Below are 16,566 nucleotides of genomic sequence, written 5' to 3'. Positions count from 1 at the left end.
AGCAACCCTAGGCTCGGTCCACGTTCCGCCCACACGGAGGACCCTCCCTCAAGATCTCCAACCCATCGGGCTACATCGCCGACATCGACTGGATCACCGTCTAGCCCCGAGCCGTGCGAAGGGGACGGACCGCCTGCCCGCGATCCGTCCTCTTCTCACGTCCCCCGCACTTGAACGGCCGAGGTGACGCGCAGCGTCACGAGGCCTAGATGACCGAGGTGACGCCGCCGTCCATCGGGATGACTGCGCCGGTGACGTAGCTGGCTTTGGGCGAGGCGAGGAAGATGGCGAGGTTGGCGACCTCGGCGGGGTCGGCGGCTCGGCCTAGCGGGATCTCGGCGACCATCTCGGCGAGTAGTTCTTCCTTGGGGCGACCGGTGGCGCGGACTGCGGCGTCGAGGCCTTCGTCGACGCGACCGGTGCGGGTCATTCCTGGGTTGATCACGTTCACCCGGACCCCTTGATCGGCGTACGCCTTGGCATAGCCGACGGACGCGAGCATCAGCGCCGCGTTCGCCGCACCGCCGCCGATGTGCAGCGGATTGGCCGCCTTGCCACCCTGCCCGACGATGTTCACGATCGAACCCGACCCCCGCGCGGCCATCCCGCGGACGACCGCCTCGGTCGCATGCATATAGGTGAAGTACTTCGCCTCCATCGCCGCATGTAACGCCTTGCTGTCCAGCTCCGCCAGCGGTGTACGCCGGGCTGCGCCGGCACAGTTGATCAAAATGTCCGGGATCCCGATCCGCTCGAACACCCCGGCCGTCGCCACCGGATCCGTCAGATCGACCGCCTCGGCATCGAACCCGAGCTCCTTCTCCGCGAGCAGCTTCTGGGCGGCAACCAGGTTGCCGGGATCACGTGAGATGCCAACCACCTGCACCCCCTCCCAGGCCAGCGCCTCGACACAGGCCAGCCCGATCCCCTTGCTGGCTCCCGTGACCACCGCGATCTTCCCGGACAGTTGCAGATCCACTGGTGTCATTCCTCCGCGGTCGGTCGGTCGTCATAGTCGTTGCGAGCGGCAACGATCTCGTCCATGTGGTCGTAGGCCCAGGTGCGCATCGTGGCGACCGCGACACCCAGGCTCTGACCCAGCGGGGTCAGCGTATAGCTGACCGAGATCGGCACCGTAGGAACCACGTCGCGCCGGACCACCCCGTCGCGCTCGAGTTGACGCAGCGTCTGGGTGAGCATCTTCTGCGTGATTCCCTCGATCGCCGCCTTCAGCTGCCCCGACCGCATCGTGCCGTGGCGCTCGAGCGTGCTGATCACCAGCATCGTCCAGGTGTCGCCGATCCGGCTGAGGACCTGCCGGGTCGGGCAGGCGCCCTTGTTGGCGTCCCACCTGCCGCTGACCTGGTCGGTATCCATTTGGTGCCTATAGCAGTAGAAAGTGCCGTCTTCCGCGAACCCCGGCGGGATCCGTAGCTTCAGCCTTGAGTCTAGTTAAGGAGAAGGGCAGTGCTGGCAGTGGTACCGACCGGACCCGGCGAAGTCGGACTGGCCGAGGTCGACGAGGTCCAACCGGGTCCGGACGAGCTGGTGATCGAGGTAGCGGCCTTCTCGGTCAACCGCGGCGAGACCTTCCAGCTCGAGACCGACCGGCCGGGCTGGCGACCAGGCAAGGACATCGCCGGCACGATCATCCAAGGTGGCCCTCGGGTCGTCGCGCACCTCCCTCACTCCGGCTGGGCCGAGCGCGTCGTCGTACCGGCCCATCAGACCGCCGTACTTCCCGACGCGATCTCCTTCGAGCAAGCGGCCGCGCTACCGCTGGCCGGGCTGACGGCAGTTCGACTGCTCCGTACTGCGGGCAGCATCCTCGGCCGTCGAGTCCTGCTGACCGGCGCCTCGGGTGGTGTCGGCCACTACGTCACCGAACTCGCTGCGGCCGCCGGCGCCGAGGTCACCGCGGTTGTCTCCTCACCCGAACGCGGCGCCCGGCTCCTGGAACTCGGTGCCGAGACTCTCGCGTACGACGTGGCCGACGCGACCGGCCCCTTCGATCTCGTGCTGGAGTCGGTTGGTGGGCGCAGCCTTCCGGCAGCACTCACCAAACTGCGGGCAGGCGGCACGCTGATCTGGTTCGGGCAGGCCAGTCGCGAGGCATCGACGCTGGACTTCTTCGACTTCTTCAAGGGCCCAGAGGCTGCCGTCATCAAGCACTTCCACTACGACTCCGAGCCGGCCGACGGCCCCGACCTGGCGACCCTCGTCCGGCTCGTCGCGACCGGGCGGTTGCATCCCGAGCTCGGCAGGATCGAGCACTGGACCACGACCGGCGCGGTGCTCGACGACCTCCGCGACCGGCGGATCCGCGGTAACGCAGTACTGACTCTCGGAAGGGAACACCAGTGACGAACACCCCCAAGACCGTCGTGACCCGGTACGTCGAGGCGGTGGCGGCCGGTGATCTGCCGGCCATCCGGGCGAGCTTCGCACCCGACGTCGAGTGGACCTACCCCGGTGACCTGCCGCTGTCCGGCACCTGGCGCGGACGGGACACCGTGGTCGACGACTTCCTCGGCGCGGCCGCCGGGAAGCTCTTCGACACCACCCAACCGGTGGTCATCAAGCTCACCAACATCCTCGCCGACGGCGACCAGGTCTTCGCCGAATGGACCGCACAGGCGACCGCGAAGTCCGGCGTTGCCTACGACAACCGCTGCGGCGGCGTCTTCACCGTCCGGGACGGCGTGATCGTCGCCGTCCGCGAATATCTCGACACCGACCACGCCCGGCAGGTGCTCTTCCCCGGTTAGGTGGCAAGGCAACCGTCAAAGGGCAGCAGGCAACGAATTGGAATTACCGCTTCGTCCAGCCTTGAACTGCCCGTTACTATGAGTGCTCAGATCGACACCCTTTGTTTCGACGTTCTGTTGCTGTCAGCACCCAACGCCGGAGGACCCGTGCCGACCATCTCACCCAACCACTCACCGCCACCGTCCGAGGCTGCGCCCGAGCGCAGCTCGTGGAGGTCCATCGTCCGTCATGACGTACCCGCTTCGCTGGTCGTCTTCCTGATCGCGATCCCGCTCTCGCTGGGGATCGCCGCCGCATCCGGAGCCCCGCTGATCGCCGGGCTCGTCGCCGCCGTCGTCGGTGGCATCGTCGCCGGCGCGCTCGGCGGCTCCCCCTTGCAGGTCAGCGGTCCCGCCGCCGGCCTCACGGTCGTCGTGGCCGGTCTGGCCACGCAATTCGGCTGGGCCGCCACCGCAGGGATCACCTGCGCGGCCGGCCTTCTGCAGATCCTGCTGGGCGTCACCCGCATCGGCAGGCTCGCGCTCTCCCTGTCCCCCGCCGTGGTGCACGGCATGCTGGCCGGCATCGGCGTCACCATCGCCGTGCAACAGCTACACGTGGTGCTCGGCGGGCAAGCACAAAGCTCCCTGATCGCCAACGTGGCAGGGCTTCCCGCACAGTTGGTGGCCCATCACGCGGGCTCCGTGCTGGTCGGCATCCTGACCGTGGTGATCCTGCTCGTCTGGCCGAGGATCCCCAAGGTCCGTATGGTTCCCGCGCCACTCGTCGCGGTGGTTACCGTCACCGCGCTGGCCGCCGCGTTCATGGTCGACGTCACCCGCGTCAGCCTGCCGGACGCTCCGCTGAAGGAACTCATCCCACCCACGCTGCCCGGTGGCGGCCCGCTCGAGATCGCGACGGCCGTCCTGACCATCGCCCTGGTCGCCAGCGTCGAGTCACTGCTCTCGGCCGTTGCCGTGGACAAGCTTCACCGCGGCAAGCGAAGCAACCTCGACCGCGAGCTGATCGGCCAGGGCGCCGCGAACGCGATCTCCGGTGCACTCGGCGGCATGCCCGTCACCGGCGTGATCGTGCGCAGCTCCACCAACGTCGCCGCCGGTGCCCGGTCCCGGGCGTCGGCGATCCTGCACGGTGTCTGGATCGCGGTCTTCGTACTCGCGGCGGGCGCGATGCTCGAACTGATCCCGATGGCCGCCCTGGCCGGCGTCCTCCTGGTCACCGGCTTGAGACTCGTCCAGCTAGCCCACATCCGCACTCTCCGGCGCCACGACGAACTTCTCGTGTACGTCGTAACCGCAGCAGGCGTAGCCGTCCTGGGACTGGCCGAGGGCGTGCTCGCCGGGCTCATCCTTGCGCTCGGCCGGGTGCTGTATCGGTTGGCCAGGGCAACGGTCACCACGACCGAGGAGGATGGCGTGTGGATCGTCCGGATCCGCGGCACGCTGGTCTTTCTCGGAGTCGCCTCCCTGGTAAGGACGTTGCGCACGATCCCGGTGGGCGCTCCTGTCCGGGTGGACCTCCAGGTCGATCACCTGGACCACGCGGCGTACGAGGCGATCGAGGACTGGCGGCGCGGGCACCTCGCGCGCGGCGGCTCGGTCGTCCTCAACCGGGCGGCATTCCGGGCCGCGATGCGTGGCGACACCGGCCGCCGGATCATCCCCTGGCAACCGCAACGCCAGGTGGTACCGGAGGTGGACCAGCGCGCGGCGATGCTGAACGGCATCCGCGAGTTCGAGGAGTCGGCCGAGTCGATCCGGCCGATGATGGCGCGGCTCGCGGCCGATGGGCAGAAGCCGACGCAGTTGTTCATCACCTGCGCCGATTCGCGGATCGTGCCGAACATGATCACCACCAGCGGGCCGGGCGACCAGTTCTGCGTCCGCAACGTGGGCAACCTCGTCCCGCCGTACGGGTCGAACAGCAACTCTGTCGACGCGGCGGTCGAGTACGCGGTGGAGGTACTGAGTGTCGCCCAGATCGTGGTCTGCGGTCACTCACACTGCGGTGCGGCCGCGGCCGCGCTCGATGCCTCCGGCAACGACGGTTCCGCGCTGCGGACCTGGCTGAAGCATCTCGAGCTGTCGGTACGCCGGTCCGCCGCGCTGCCCGACATCATCGACCCGGTGACAGGCATCAAACTGTCACCGGCTGACAAGCTGTCCGTCACGAACGTGGCGGTGCAACTGGAGAACCTCCGCAGCTTCGCCTGCGTCCGCAAGGCCGAGGAGGCCGGCCGGCTCGAACTGGTCGGCCTGTACTTCGACATCGGCGCAGCCGCCGCCCGGCTGGTCCTCGAACGCGAGCCCTACCTGGTACGCGCCGACGAGGAGCTCGCCACGACTGCTCCCCCGCCAGCAGACAACTGAGTCGACATCGGGGCGACATCGGCGGGTGCGCTGTCCTGGCGCACCCGCCGGCTGTCGAAGATCAGCACCAGCGGGATCGCCAACCCGAGCGCGACCAGCCCGTCGAGCCAGTAGTGGTTGGCCGTCACGACGACCACCGCGAACGTGATCACCGGATGCGCGATCCACAGCCACCGCCAGCGCGACTTCGTGGCCCGGACCAGGAACACGGCAACCAGGAACGCCCACCCGACATGCAAGCTCGGCATCGCCGCGAACTGATTCGCCAGCCCACTCTCGGCGTCAGCGTTGTAGACCGACTGGCCGAGCAGCTGCGCCGTGTCGACGAGCCCGTACTGCGGGAACATCCGCGGCGGTGCCAGCGGGAAGACGAGGTGCCCGATCAGCGCCAGCCCGGTCAGCGACGCGAGCGCCCAGCGCGCTTTCGCGTACTCCGCCGGCCGACGGATCAGCAGCCAGATCAGCACGGTGGCGGTGAGCGGGAAGTGCACCATCGCGTAGTACCGGTTGGCGGCTCGGGCCAGGTCGGGGACCTGCAAGGCGACCTGCTGTACCTGCGCCTCGGTGGGCAGGCCGAGCCAGACCTGGAAGTGCCGCACCTCGTCCGCGTGGATGAAGGCCGAGCCGGCGTGATGGGCCGAGATGAGCCGGCCCAGGTTGTAGATGCCGAACAGCACGGCCAGCAGTGCGATCTCCCGGACGACCCGTTTCAGCTTCGCGTGGTGGTCGTCGGGCGGGGACAGCGAGGGCAGGTCCTCTAGTGGTCGGCAAAGAGTTGCCTGCGCCATGTCGCCCTCCCCTGGAAACCGAACGCTCGTTCTCTACCGTCCACCCTGCGCCTGCGGGCCGGTGAAGATCAAGAACGGTCATTCGTTTTAGCTGTGATCTCACTAACATCTTCGAAACTATCGCAATCTGCTGATAGTTGCGAAGAATATGAAGGAGATCACAGCGGGATCGGCCGGTCAGACGACCGTGCGGCGGGAGGCGGTGAGGGTGTTGGCGGAGTAGCCGTCGGTGCGGAGGATCTGGCCGGCGGTGACGTCGACGATGTCGATGCTGATCGGGTCTGCGGCGAGATCCTCGGAGCTGATCGGGCGGTCGTCGAGGTAGACGTCGATGCGGTCGAGGCCGTCCACGTCCAGGGTGACGCTGAGCGTCGTACCGGCGAGTTTGGTGGAGACGTCAAGGCGGCGGACCGGCATCGCCGACAGGAGTGCGCCGGCTGCGTCGAGCAGGTCGAGGTTGCCTTCGAGGAGATCTCGCCGGGTCATCTGGTGGGTCGAGTCCGGCCGGACGCCGAGGTCTTCGACGGGAGTGCCGGACAGTTCGCCGACGCGCAGGGTGCGGCGGATCGCGACCCGCAGGTTGGCCCCGTTGGGCAGCGCGACGTAGGGCGAGGTCTCGTCCGGCGGCGGCGGCTCGTTGAGCAGGGTGGCCAGCAGGCCATGGGTCCAGACGTTTGCGCCGCCGGCGCCGGTGTTGTCGTCGACGCCGAGGATCTGGCCGATCTGGTGGTCCGCGAAGCCGGCGGTGAAGATGTCCGTCGCCGAGTAGACGCGGGCATCGGTGATGAGGACGACGGGACCGTAGTACGTCTGGCCGATCGCGTTGGCGCCGTCCTCGGGGGTGATCGGCTTCGCGGCGGAGTACGCGGCGCCGGTCTCGGTGGCGAGGTCGAGCGAGTCGAACCAGGGGCCGAGGTCGATACCGGCCGGGTTGTCCTTGTGGCGACGGCAGATGCGCAGGTTGAGCGGCGTACTGATGAACTGCACCGGCTCCGGCGAGATGTGCCGCGGCGTCATCGTCTGCAGGGTGAACTCGCTCGCGAAGATGTGCCCGCCGCCGTTGTCGCGCACGTCGACGATCAGGCCGTTCTGCGGCAGCGCGGCGGCCAGCCGGACGAACTCGTCGCGGAAAGCGATCGGGTCGGTGACGCTGAAGGTGAAGATCCGCAGGTGGCCGAAGGTGCCGGCCGCGGTGACCACCTCGCGGGCGCGGAACACGCCAGGCATCGTCGTCGGCAGGTCCTCGCCGCCGACTGCCTTGGGCTTGGCCAGTTCGGCCGAGCTCTGGCCGCGTTCCAGGTCGACGACCTCGCGGACGTACAAAGCTTTCTTGGCCCGCGACTTCTCGTCCGAATCCAGGTCGAGACCCATCGACGCCGAGGCCGGCGTGAGCGCGTCGAGGTCGGTCATCGGCGGCAGGTTGGTCGTCACCTTCCACTGCTCGCGCAGCTCCTGGTCCGAGCCGTCGAGGCCGACGTAGGTCAACGTCACCCAGTCCTCGTCCGGCGGCGACTGGATCACCAAGGGCCTCAACGTCAGGGACTCGAGGCCGCGAGCGAGGTTCGCGGCCTCGTTGCTGCCGGCGAACTGGGCGCCGTTGAGAGCGACGGCGCGTGCGATCGGCGTACCGTTCCAGTGCGTCACCTCGGCACCGGCCCCGAACTGCGGCGCGGTGTAGCCGGTGACGGTCCGGGTGATGAGGTAGTGGTCACCGCCGTCGTCGGAACACTTCTCGATCATGAACGGCAGGTACGCGATCTTGCCCGCGAACGGCGCCGGCAGCAGGTAGTTGGTATGCAGGTCTCTGACCGAGTGGAAGATGCTCGACATCTGCCGATGGAAGAGCCACTCGGCCTCCATCGTGTCGGCGGTGTGGCGTTCCATCCGGGCCCGCATCACCCGCAGGCGCTGCAGCGGGTTGACGGCGTGCATCGCGACCTTCAGCGGCAGGTGCACGTAGTTCTGCTCGAGCAGCAGCAACGATTGGTCGACGAGCAGCTTGCGCTGATCAAGTGTCAGCGTCCCCGCCGAGTCGAGAAATTGCGACAGCGGTACAACAGCAGCAGCCTTCATGGTCTCTCCCCCTTGTACTCACCGTCCTGCCCGGCCTGATCGCTGTCAACGGCTCGCTGTCCGTCCACATCCCCTGGAGCTGACCTCACCAGGTGCCTGCAAGGATGGGGCGATGGGCGAGGTTTGGGACAACATCACGAGCACGCAGCCGGGTGCTTCAGGCACGGTCGTGATCGTGACCGGCATCGTCGCGTTGCTGCTGATCGCGTGGCGGCCGGTCTGGCGGCAGACGCGGCAGGTCGTGACGATCGCGCATGAGGGCGCGCACGGGTTGATCGCGTTGCTCGTCGGGCGGCAGCTGGCCGGGATCCGGTTGCACTCGGACACGTCCGGCGTCACCGTGTCGCGCGGCAAGCCCGACGGCGTGGGGATGATCGCCGTGCTGCTCGTCGGGTACCCGGGGCCGGCTCTCTTCGGGATCGCCGCGGCCTTCGTGCTGAAGCAGGGGTACGCCGTTGCGTTGCTGTGGGGACTGCTCGCGGCGCTGCTTCTGCTGTTGCTGCAGATCCGCAATCTGTTCGGGCTCTGGTCGGTACTTGCCTTCGGGGCGATCGTGTTCGGCGTGTCGTGGTGGGGGTCGGAGCAGGTGCAGTCCGGGTTCGCGCATCTGCTGACCTGGTTCCTGTTGCTGGCGGCGCCACGTGCGGTACTGGAGTTGCAACGGTCGCGGCGGCACGGCGGCGGGTGGAGTTCTGACGCAGATCAGTTGCGGCGGCTCACCGGCGTACCGGCGATTCTCTGGGTCGGCTTCTTCGGCATCCTCACGCTCGCCTGCCTCGCGCTCGGCGTGGTGTGGTCCGGACTCCTCCCAAGCTGATGACCGGGCCACGGTCGTTCGACCCCGTCGTCGTCGGCAATCGCGAGACCGATGCCTGGGTGGCGTACTACCGACACGATTGGATCAAGTTCCTGCGCAGCTCCGTCGGGATGGTCGCCGCGGGGTTTGGGATGAGTCGGGCGCGGACGCTCGCCGGCGCCTGGTACGTACTCAAGGCCAACCAGCTCTGGGCGCCCTTCCCGGACAATCAGCCGGATGGCGCGCGGGCGTACATGCGCCGCTTCTACACGTTGGTCGCCGGGTCCGAGGACTTGGATCCGGCCAAGGCCGCGCGGCTCGAGGTCGAGTGGTGGCGGATCCATCGCGCGCATCAGCACGACGACAGCGTCACCCGCGCGCAGCTCGAAGATGCGCTGGTCGACCTCTATTCCTATGTCTATACAGCTGACAAGGACGCGGTACGACCGGCGGCGGCGCATCGCGTCGACGCGATGGATTACTCCGACCGTTGGGTCGCCGCAGGCCGCAACCTCGACGACCGCCTGCTGGTCGAAGAGCGGCGGGCTTTGGTTTCCTCGTACGCCGCTCTTCGACTAGCTGTTGGGGACTAGCCCCGACCGGGACTAGGCCCGGCCGCCTGTGATCGTGCGGTCGCGCTGGTCGACGCCCGGACCGCCGTACGGGTAGTCGGCCGCGCCCGGGTCGCTCGCCTCGTCGAGTTGCTGGGTCTCCTCGGCCGTGAGGTGCAGGCCGGCCGCCGCAAGGTTGTCGTTGAGTTGCGTCATCGTGCGAGCGCCGAGGATGACCGAGGTGATCGCCGGCCGGTCGACGAGCCAGGCGAGCGCGATCTGAGCCATCGAGACGCCCCGCGCCTCGGCGATCGCGCGGACCGCATCCACCACGTCGCGCACCCGCTGGTTCTTGCTGCGGCGGTGCCACGACTCGACGCCGCGGTTCGGGTCGTCGCCCAACCGCGTGTCACCCGTCGGCTCCTCGTCGAAGGAGTACTTGCCGGTCAGCCAGCCACCACCGAGCGGCGACCAGGGCAGTAGCCCGAGGCCGTTCTCCTGAGCCGCCGGGATGATCTCCCACTCGATCTCACGCACCAGCAGGTTGTACTGCGGTTGCAGCGTGACCAGTGGCGACCAGCCGCGCCGGTCGATCAGGTCGCACGCCTTCTGCAGCTGCCAGCCGGTGAAGTTCGACAGTCCGCCGTACAGGATCTTGCCGGCCCGTACTGCGTCCTCCAGGAAGCTCAGGCTCTCCTGCAGCGGGGTGATCGGGTCCCAGGCGTGCAGCTGGTAGAGGTCGACATGGTCGGTGCCAAGGCGGGTCAGCGACGCGTCGAGCGCCTGCCGCAGGTGCCGCCGCGACGTACCGAGATCGTTCGGCCCGTCCCCCATCGGGAAGCGGCCCTTGGTCGCCAGTACGACGTTGTCGCGGGCGCCCGACTTGGACAGCCAATGCCCGATGATGTTCTCCGAGGCGCCACGGGTGTACACGTCGGCGGTGTCGACGAAGTTGCCGCCGGCCTCGACATACCGGTCGAGCTGCTCGTGCGCGCCGACCTCGTCGGTCTCGTTGCCGAACGTCATCGTGCCCAGCGCGTACGTCGACACGACCGTGCCACTGCTACCCAGAGTGCGGTATTCCACGACTGCTCCTCGCTCGAGAAACCTAATGTCCTGACCAGACTAGACTCCGTGTGACGAAGGGATTTCGATGAACACCAGTGAACTGTTGCTCGACGCCTTCGGCCGGATCCAGGAGGTCGTGCACGGGGCCGTCGAGGGGCTGGACGACAAGACGCTCGCGACGCGGCCGCAGGATTCCGGCAACTCGATCGCGTGGCTGGTCTGGCATCTGAGCCGGATCCAGGACGACCACCTGGCGGATGCGGGTGGATATGAGCAGACCTACACGGCCGATGGCTGGCATGAGCGGCTCGGGCTGCCGTTCGACGCGGCCGATACCGGGTACGGGCATTCAGCTGACGACGTCGCCGCGGTCAAGCTGTCCGGCGAGCAGCTTCTCGGGTACTACGACGCCGTCCACAACCGCAGCGTCGAGTACCTGACGACACTGACCGACGATGAGCTCAACAGGGTCGTCGACAAGCGGTGGAACCCACCGGTCACGCTCGGAGTCCGCCTGATCAGCGTGCTCTCCGACGACCTGCAACACGCAGGCCAAGCCGCCTACGTCCGCGGCCTGCTCACCTGAGGGTCGTCTTCCACAGGGACGCAGGTTTGTCGGCCGGGCCGGCGAGTAGGTAGAGGGTCTTGCCGACCAGGGCGGCGTCCTTCACGACGCCCTCCGGTCCGGTCGACTCCTGCACCGTCCAGCTGCCGTCGCGCCCGCTGACCACCTTCACCTTGTTGCCCTCGGCAATCAGCTGGTAGATCCGCCCGTCGACGGACAGCGGCGGCGGCAGATTGTCCTTGTCGCCGACCGCGATCGCCGGTACGTTCGCCAGCCGCTTGCCCTGATCACCGTCGAGCTGCCAGATCGCGAGCTTGGCGTCGACGAAGCCGGAGATGGTGCAGGCCGTCGCGCTGGTACAGGTCGCCGTGTTGCCTTGACTGCGATCCCCCAGCTCCGGCAGCTCGATCCGGCTCCAGCCCTGGTTGACCTTGGTCGAGCGCCAGACCGCGGCCTCCTGCTTGACCTTGGAATCGAGCCGGACCTGGGAACCGACCAGCAGGATTCCGTCGCCGAGCGCGGTGCCGTAGCTCGGGCTGAGCAGCAGCTTGGGCACACTCTCCAACGGCGTCTTCGCCGATGACTGGCGCACCCACTTGGTGGGCCCTTGCGGCAACCAGATCGCGCCGTCCAGCCCGGTGTTCGCACTCCCCCAGGTGCCGGCGAGCGCTTCACCGGCGGGCGTGATGATCGCGGAGTACAGGCCGCCCGCGTTCTGCCCGCCGAAGGTGTTGAACTCCTGCGGGTACTCCGTCAGCGCCTTGCTCGATCCGGTCCACACCGTCCACCGGGTGTTGGAGTGCGCCCCACCCGAGGCGCCACCGAGGGCGACCAGCCGCTGGCCGTCGTACGCGATGGACTGCCAGGTCGCCAGCACGCCGTACGGGCTCTTGCCCTCGACCTTGATCTCTTGCCGACTGCCGTCCGCCTGCTGGAGCAACAACCTCGGCACGAGCTTCGCACTGCGATCCCGCAGCCCGATCAGCAACTCGTCACCATGCCCAGTCAGTACTACGGGCTCGGCCGGCACCTCAACCTGCGTCCACACCACAGCCTGCGGCGGCGCTGCTTTGTCCTCTGAGGAGCAACTTGCCATCACCAGTGAGAGCGCGCTGACGAACGCGGCCAGGCGGAGGCCTTTCACGTCAGCGGTTCTGCGGGAGCTTGGTGGTCTTCTTCTTGGCGCCGCGTGGTGCGGACGGCGGTGGTACGACCGGACCGATGTCGCCGTCGGGGGCGGTGTCGAGGTCGATGATCACCGGCGCGTGGTCGCTGGGGCCGGTGCCCTTGCGTGCCTTGCGATCGATCCAGGCCGCCTTGACCCGTTCGGCGACCGGCTCGGAGGTGAGCATCAGGTCGATCCGCATCCCGAGGTCCTGGTGGAACATCCCGGCGCGGTAGTCCCAGTAGCTGAACACCCGCTCGGTCGGCCAGCGATCGCGGACGACATCGTGCAGCCCGGTCGACATCAGCTCAGCAAGAGCCTGCCGCTCCGGCGCGGTCACGTGAGTCGACCCGACAAACGCCGCGGGGTCGAACACGTCAGCATCGGTCGGCGCGATGTTCATGTCGCCGCAGACGATCTGCTCAGCCGGCCCGGCCGCGATGACATCCTTCAACGCAGCAAGCCAGGCCAGCTTGTACTGGTAGTGGTCCGAGTCAGGCTCCCGCCCGTTCGGCACGTACAGCGAATGAATCCGCACCCCACCACACGTCGCCGCGATCGCCCGCGCCTCAGGGTCAGGGAATCCAGGCGCCCCGGCAACCCCGGTGACGACATCCTCCAGCCCGACCTTGGACAGCAGCGCGACCCCATTCCACTGCGCCTGCCCATACACAGCGCTCTCATACCCGCGCCCCGACAGCTCGTCCCCCAGCAGCTTCGTGAAGGCATCGTCCGCCAGCTTCGTCTCCTGCAAGCAGACGACATCAGGCTGCCGCTCATCCAGCCACTCCAACAACCGCGGCATCCGCTGCTTGACCGAGTTCACATTCCAGGTAGCTACTCGCACCCGCCCCACGTTAGCTCTCGTTCAGCTCGACTGGGGACAATGGGCGGGTGCCCAGACTTCCAGGACTTGTCGTCACCGACCACGTGTTCACCGTGCCGCTCGATCACTCGCAGCCGGACGGGTCGACCATCGAGGTGCTGGCCCGTGAGGTCGTTGCGGCGGCCAAGGTCGATGCTGACCTGCCCTGGCTCATCTACTTGCAGGGCGGCCCGGGTGGCGCGTCCCCGCGACCCACGGGGGCCAGTGGGTGGATCGGCCGGGCAACCCAGGACTACCGCGTGCTGCTCCTCGACCAGCGCGGCACAGGTCGCAGTACTGCCGTAACAGCCCGTACTGCGTCCAGGCTCGCCCCGGCCGAGCTAGCGGCGTACCTGCGGCACTTCCGCGCCGACTCGATCGTGCGCGACGCGGAGTTCATCAGAGCGCAACTCAGCCCCGACAAGCCGTGGACGACGCTCGGTACGAGCTACGGCGGCTTCATCACGCTGACCTACCTGTCGCTGGCGCCCGAGGGCCTCAAGACCTGCCTGATCACGGGTGGTCTGCCCGGTCTAGACACGACCGCCGACGACGTCTACAGCCAGACGTATCCGCGAGTACGCGCCAAGGTGGAGGCGTTCTACCAGCGCTACCCCGAGGACGTCGAACGGGTCCGCCGGATCGTGGATCACCTGCGGGACAACGAAGTACGGCTCCCCGACGGCGACCCGTTGACCGTCCGGCGGTTCCAGCTGCTCGGCCTCGACCTCGGCATGGGCGACTACGCGGAGACCCTGCACTGGCTGATCGACAGCGCCTGGGACGGCGACGAACTGGGCGCGGAGTTCCTCTACGGCGCCATGAACCACTCGCAGTTCGGAACTGGTCCGCTCTTCAGCGTCCTGCACGAGCTCATCTACGCCCAGGACGACCGGCCGACGAACTGGTCCGCCGAGCGCCTCCGTCCGGCCGAGTTCGACGGCGACGCCGAGCACTTCCTCTTCACCGGCGAGATGATCTATCCCTGGATGCTCGAGGAGATCGGCCTGCTGAAGCCCTTCAAGGAGGCCGCCGACCTCCTCGCCAGCGCGACCGACTGGACCCCCCTGTACGACGTACAGCGCCTGCAGGGCAATCGCGTCCCGGTCGCCGCCGCGGTCTGGCATGACGACATGTACGTCGACGCCGGGCTCTCACTCCAGACGGCCGCCCGCGTCGGCAACCTCAAGACCTGGATCACCAACGAGTGGGAGCACGACGGCGGCCGCGCGTCCGGCGGCTCGGTCCTCGACCGCCTGCTCACCATCGCCGCAGACCTCCCGCCGAGCACATGAAGATCAGTGCCGAGGAGCTCAATCGGGCCACCCTGGCGCGGCAGCTGTTGCTCAAGCGGGAGGCCCTGAGCGCCGTCGAGGGCACCCGACGCATCGTCGCCATCCAGGCGCAGCATGCGGCCTCGCCGTACGTCGCGCTCTGGAACCGTCTCCTCGACTTCAAAGCCGCCGACCTCGACGCCGCGTTCCTCGACGGGCAGGTGGTGAAGGCGACACTGATGCGTTTCACCTTGCATGCTGTGCATCGCGACGATCATCCACCGCTGCACACCGCCATGCAGGCGACCCTGCGGATGCGCCTGACGCAAGCACGCGCCGGCGGCCTGCCGCTCGGAGACGCGCATGAACTCATCCCCGGCCTGCTTGAGTTCACCGCCAAGCCGCGCACCAACGCGGAGATCGAGCAATGGATCGGCGGGCACTGCGACATCCCCGGCAAAGACGTGTGGTGGGGCCTCCGCAGCTTCGTCCCCGTCCTCCACGCGCCGACCGGCGGCCCTTGGTCCTTCGGCCAACGCCCCCTGTACGTCGCCTCGCCCCAGCCTTCCCCGTACTCCGAAGACCTGGCGACCGGCGCCCTGGAGACACTCGTCTGGCGCTACCTCGAAGGATTCGGCCCGGCGTCGATGCCCGACGTCGCCCAGTTCGCCTCCGTCCACCGGAGCCGCGCCAAGACCGCCATTGCAACACTGCGAGACAAGCTGGTCGTTCTCGAAGGGCCCGACGGCAAGGAGCTGTACGACGTACCGGATGCTCCCCGGCCCCCGGCGGACACACCCGCTCCCCCACGCCTGATGGCCATGTGGGACAGCACCCTGCTCGCCTACGAGGACCGCTCGCGCATCGTGCCCACGGAGTACAAGTCGATCGTCACCCGCACCAACGGCGACGTCCTGCCTACTCTCCTCGTGGACGGCCACGTCGCCGGCCTCTGGCGCCCAACGCCCGCAGGCATCGAAGCCACAGCCTTCCACCGCCTACCCGCCAAGGTCTGGAAGGCCCTTCGCACCGAGGCCGAGTCGCTCACCACCTTCCTCGCCGACCGCGACCCAGCCGTCTACTCCCGCTACAACAACTGGTGGTCCAAACTCCCCGCCGGAGACACCCGCTTGCTCAACGGTTAGTCGACGCAGAGGCAGAACGGGTGGCCGGCCGGGTCGAGGAAGACGCGGAAGGTAGTACCGGGCTGGTGGTCCGGTTTGGTCGCGCCGAGCTCGAGTACTTCCGCTTCGGCGACGTCGAGGTCCAGGACCATGACGTCGAGATGCATCTGCTGCGGCACGTCCTGACCTGGCCAGACCGGCGCGCGGTAGTCGTCGACGCGCTGGAAGCAGATGCATTGGCCGTCGCCGCGGATCTCACTCCACTTGTCGTCCTTCGTTACTTCCCAGCCCAGCACTGCGCCGTAGAACTCCGCCAGGGCAACCGGATCCGGGCAGTCGAGCGCGAAACTTGGGTACTTTCCAATAGCCATGCCGGCACGGTACCCAGCTACCCGGACGAATCACGTCCGGGTAGCAGAGCTTCACCAGTACGTCGGACCGTACGAAGAACCCAACCGTGCGCACCCCGTCAAAGCGAACCGGTCAGTCGCGCTTGCGGTCGTACAGGAGGCAGAGGGCGCCGCTGTCCGTCGGGGTGGAGTCGGCGAGCGTCCACGAGCCGCGGGTGAGCGTCTCGTCGAACAGGTGCACGCCACCGCCGACCAGCTCCGGGCACAGCGTCACCGACAGCCGGTCGACCTCATCCGCCGCGAGCAGCGCCTTGATCACGCTCGTGCTCGCCAGTACGACGATGTCGCCGCCCTGCTGCCCTCGCAGCTCCTTCACCGTCGTGGCCGGGTCGCTGGTCGCGATCCGGGTGTTCTGCCAGGCTGCGTCGCGCAGTGTGGTCGAGAAGACGACCTTGTCGACCTCGTTGAGCCAGCGCGAGAACTCCCGGCTCTCGGCCGGCGCGGTCTCGTCATCGGCGACGGTCGGCCAGTAGCCACCGAAGCCTTCGTAGTTCTTCCGGCCGAGCAGCGCCGTGGTCGCCGGCCCGGTCACCCGGGTCATGTGCGCCAGTGCGACGTGGGTCATCACGTGCGGTACGACCCAGCTCTGGTCGTAGTCGCCACCGGGGCCGTTCACCCGTCCGTCGAGGGTCAGGGAGATGTTCGCTACGACGGTACGGTGCGAGGTGTCGGTCATTTCGGGTTCCTCCGTCAGGGGTTGTTGTTCCGATGGCTCAACCCTCGCCGCCGCCCCCCGTCCCGGTCGTCAC

17 protein-coding genes are annotated in these 16,566 nt (G+C 67.9%); 8 read left to right on the top strand and 9 right to left on the bottom strand.

Translation table 11 applies throughout. The annotated features are described in order from the left end of the window. Nucleotides 1-205: 205 nt before the first annotated feature. Nucleotides 206-988 carry an SDR family NAD(P)-dependent oxidoreductase gene (locus tag OHA70_RS25745; protein ID WP_328321961.1) on the bottom strand — a complete coding sequence of 261 codons (783 nt, stop codon included), beginning with the start codon at nucleotides 986-988 and terminating at the stop codon, nucleotides 206-208. Continuing rightward, nucleotides 985-1,377: a winged helix-turn-helix transcriptional regulator gene (locus tag OHA70_RS25740; RefSeq protein WP_328321959.1), complete on the bottom strand. Its 393-nt coding sequence runs from the start codon at nucleotides 1,375-1,377 to the stop codon at nucleotides 985-987. The genes OHA70_RS25745 and OHA70_RS25740 overlap by 4 nt, the downstream gene beginning before the upstream one ends. A gap of 90 nt (nucleotides 1,378-1,467) precedes the next feature. Between OHA70_RS25740 and OHA70_RS25735 the strand changes: the two genes are divergently transcribed. From OHA70_RS25735 to OHA70_RS25725, 3 genes are all read left to right on the top strand, one after another. Next, on the top strand, nucleotides 1,468-2,364 hold the full coding sequence (locus tag OHA70_RS25735) for a zinc-binding dehydrogenase (RefSeq protein WP_328321957.1): 897 nt from the start codon (nucleotides 1,468-1,470) through the stop codon (nucleotides 2,362-2,364). After that, on the top strand, nucleotides 2,361-2,768 hold the full coding sequence (locus OHA70_RS25730) for a nuclear transport factor 2 family protein (RefSeq protein WP_328321955.1): 408 nt from the start codon (nucleotides 2,361-2,363) through the stop codon (nucleotides 2,766-2,768). The genes OHA70_RS25735 and OHA70_RS25730 overlap by 4 nt, the downstream gene beginning before the upstream one ends. A gap of 78 nt (nucleotides 2,769-2,846) precedes the next feature. Then, nucleotides 2,847-5,138: a bifunctional SulP family inorganic anion transporter/carbonic anhydrase gene (locus OHA70_RS25725; protein WP_328321953.1), complete on the top strand. Its 2,292-nt coding sequence runs from the start codon at nucleotides 2,847-2,849 to the stop codon at nucleotides 5,136-5,138. Here the strand turns inward: OHA70_RS25725 and OHA70_RS25720 are convergent. Both OHA70_RS25720 and OHA70_RS25715 read right to left on the bottom strand, forming a co-directional pair. Further along, nucleotides 5,078-5,926, bottom strand: a complete 849-nt coding sequence (locus tag OHA70_RS25720) for a phosphatase PAP2 family protein (protein WP_328321951.1) — start codon at nucleotides 5,924-5,926, stop codon at nucleotides 5,078-5,080. The two genes, OHA70_RS25725 and OHA70_RS25720, sit on opposite strands and share 61 nt — an antisense overlap. 177 nt (nucleotides 5,927-6,103) lie before the next feature. Then, nucleotides 6,104-7,999 (bottom strand): S41 family peptidase, encoded by a 1,896-nt coding sequence (locus tag OHA70_RS25715; protein WP_328321949.1) that lies wholly within the window; start codon nucleotides 7,997-7,999, stop codon nucleotides 6,104-6,106. Between the two features lie 112 nt (nucleotides 8,000-8,111). Between OHA70_RS25715 and OHA70_RS25710 the strand changes: the two genes are divergently transcribed. Beyond that, nucleotides 8,112-8,816: a M50 family metallopeptidase gene (locus OHA70_RS25710; protein ID WP_328321947.1), complete on the top strand. Its 705-nt coding sequence runs from the start codon at nucleotides 8,112-8,114 to the stop codon at nucleotides 8,814-8,816. Then, complete coding sequence (locus OHA70_RS25705) at nucleotides 8,816-9,388, top strand: hypothetical protein (RefSeq protein WP_328321945.1); 573 nt, start codon at nucleotides 8,816-8,818, stop codon at nucleotides 9,386-9,388. Before OHA70_RS25710 ends, OHA70_RS25705 begins: the two co-directional genes overlap by 1 nt. 12 nt (nucleotides 9,389-9,400) lie before the next feature. Here the strand turns inward: OHA70_RS25705 and OHA70_RS25700 are convergent, their stop codons facing one another. Further along, nucleotides 9,401-10,432, bottom strand: a complete 1,032-nt coding sequence (locus OHA70_RS25700) for an aldo/keto reductase (protein WP_328321943.1) — start codon at nucleotides 10,430-10,432, stop codon at nucleotides 9,401-9,403. A gap of 67 nt (nucleotides 10,433-10,499) precedes the next feature. Here OHA70_RS25700 and OHA70_RS25695 point away from each other — a divergent pair, with 67 nt between their 5' ends. Then, entirely contained in the window at nucleotides 10,500-11,000 is a 501-nt protein-coding gene (locus OHA70_RS25695; protein ID WP_328321941.1) for a mycothiol transferase, read from the top strand. On the opposite strand, the gene OHA70_RS25690 is transcribed toward OHA70_RS25695, so the two are convergent. Together OHA70_RS25690 and OHA70_RS25685 are read right to left on the bottom strand one after the other, a co-directional pair. Next, entirely contained in the window at nucleotides 10,993-12,123 is a 1,131-nt protein-coding gene (locus OHA70_RS25690) for a hypothetical protein (RefSeq protein WP_328321939.1), read from the bottom strand. The two genes, OHA70_RS25695 and OHA70_RS25690, sit on opposite strands and share 8 nt — an antisense overlap. 1 nt (nucleotide 12,124) lies before the next feature. After that, entirely contained in the window at nucleotides 12,125-12,991 is an 867-nt protein-coding gene (locus OHA70_RS25685) for an exodeoxyribonuclease III (protein ID WP_328321938.1), read from the bottom strand. A gap of 47 nt (nucleotides 12,992-13,038) precedes the next feature. Between OHA70_RS25685 and OHA70_RS25680 the strand changes: the two genes are divergently transcribed. Both OHA70_RS25680 and OHA70_RS25675 read left to right on the top strand, forming a co-directional pair. After that, nucleotides 13,039-14,304, top strand: coding sequence for an alpha/beta fold hydrolase (locus OHA70_RS25680; RefSeq protein WP_328321936.1), 1,266 nt, complete (start codon nucleotides 13,039-13,041; stop codon nucleotides 14,302-14,304). Continuing rightward, nucleotides 14,301-15,428, top strand: coding sequence for a winged helix DNA-binding domain-containing protein (locus tag OHA70_RS25675; RefSeq protein WP_328321934.1), 1,128 nt, complete (start codon nucleotides 14,301-14,303; stop codon nucleotides 15,426-15,428). The genes OHA70_RS25680 and OHA70_RS25675 overlap by 4 nt, the downstream gene beginning before the upstream one ends. On the opposite strand, the gene OHA70_RS25670 is transcribed toward OHA70_RS25675, so the two are convergent. Next, nucleotides 15,425-15,778 (bottom strand): VOC family protein, encoded by a 354-nt coding sequence (locus OHA70_RS25670; RefSeq protein ID WP_328321932.1) that lies wholly within the window; start codon nucleotides 15,776-15,778, stop codon nucleotides 15,425-15,427. The genes OHA70_RS25675 and OHA70_RS25670 overlap by 4 nt on opposite strands. A 112-nt stretch (nucleotides 15,779-15,890) precedes the next feature. Continuing rightward, nucleotides 15,891-16,493 carry a dihydrofolate reductase family protein gene (locus tag OHA70_RS25665; RefSeq protein WP_328321930.1) on the bottom strand — a complete coding sequence of 201 codons (603 nt, stop codon included), beginning with the start codon at nucleotides 16,491-16,493 and terminating at the stop codon, nucleotides 15,891-15,893. Nucleotides 16,494-16,566: the final 73 nt, after the last annotated feature.

The organism is Kribbella sp. NBC_00382, from assembly GCF_036067295.1.
GTDB lineage: Bacteria > Actinomycetota > Actinomycetes > Propionibacteriales > Kribbellaceae > Kribbella.
The sequence above is the reverse complement of the archived record's forward strand: the minus strand, read 5'-3'. Positions and strand labels throughout refer to the sequence as shown.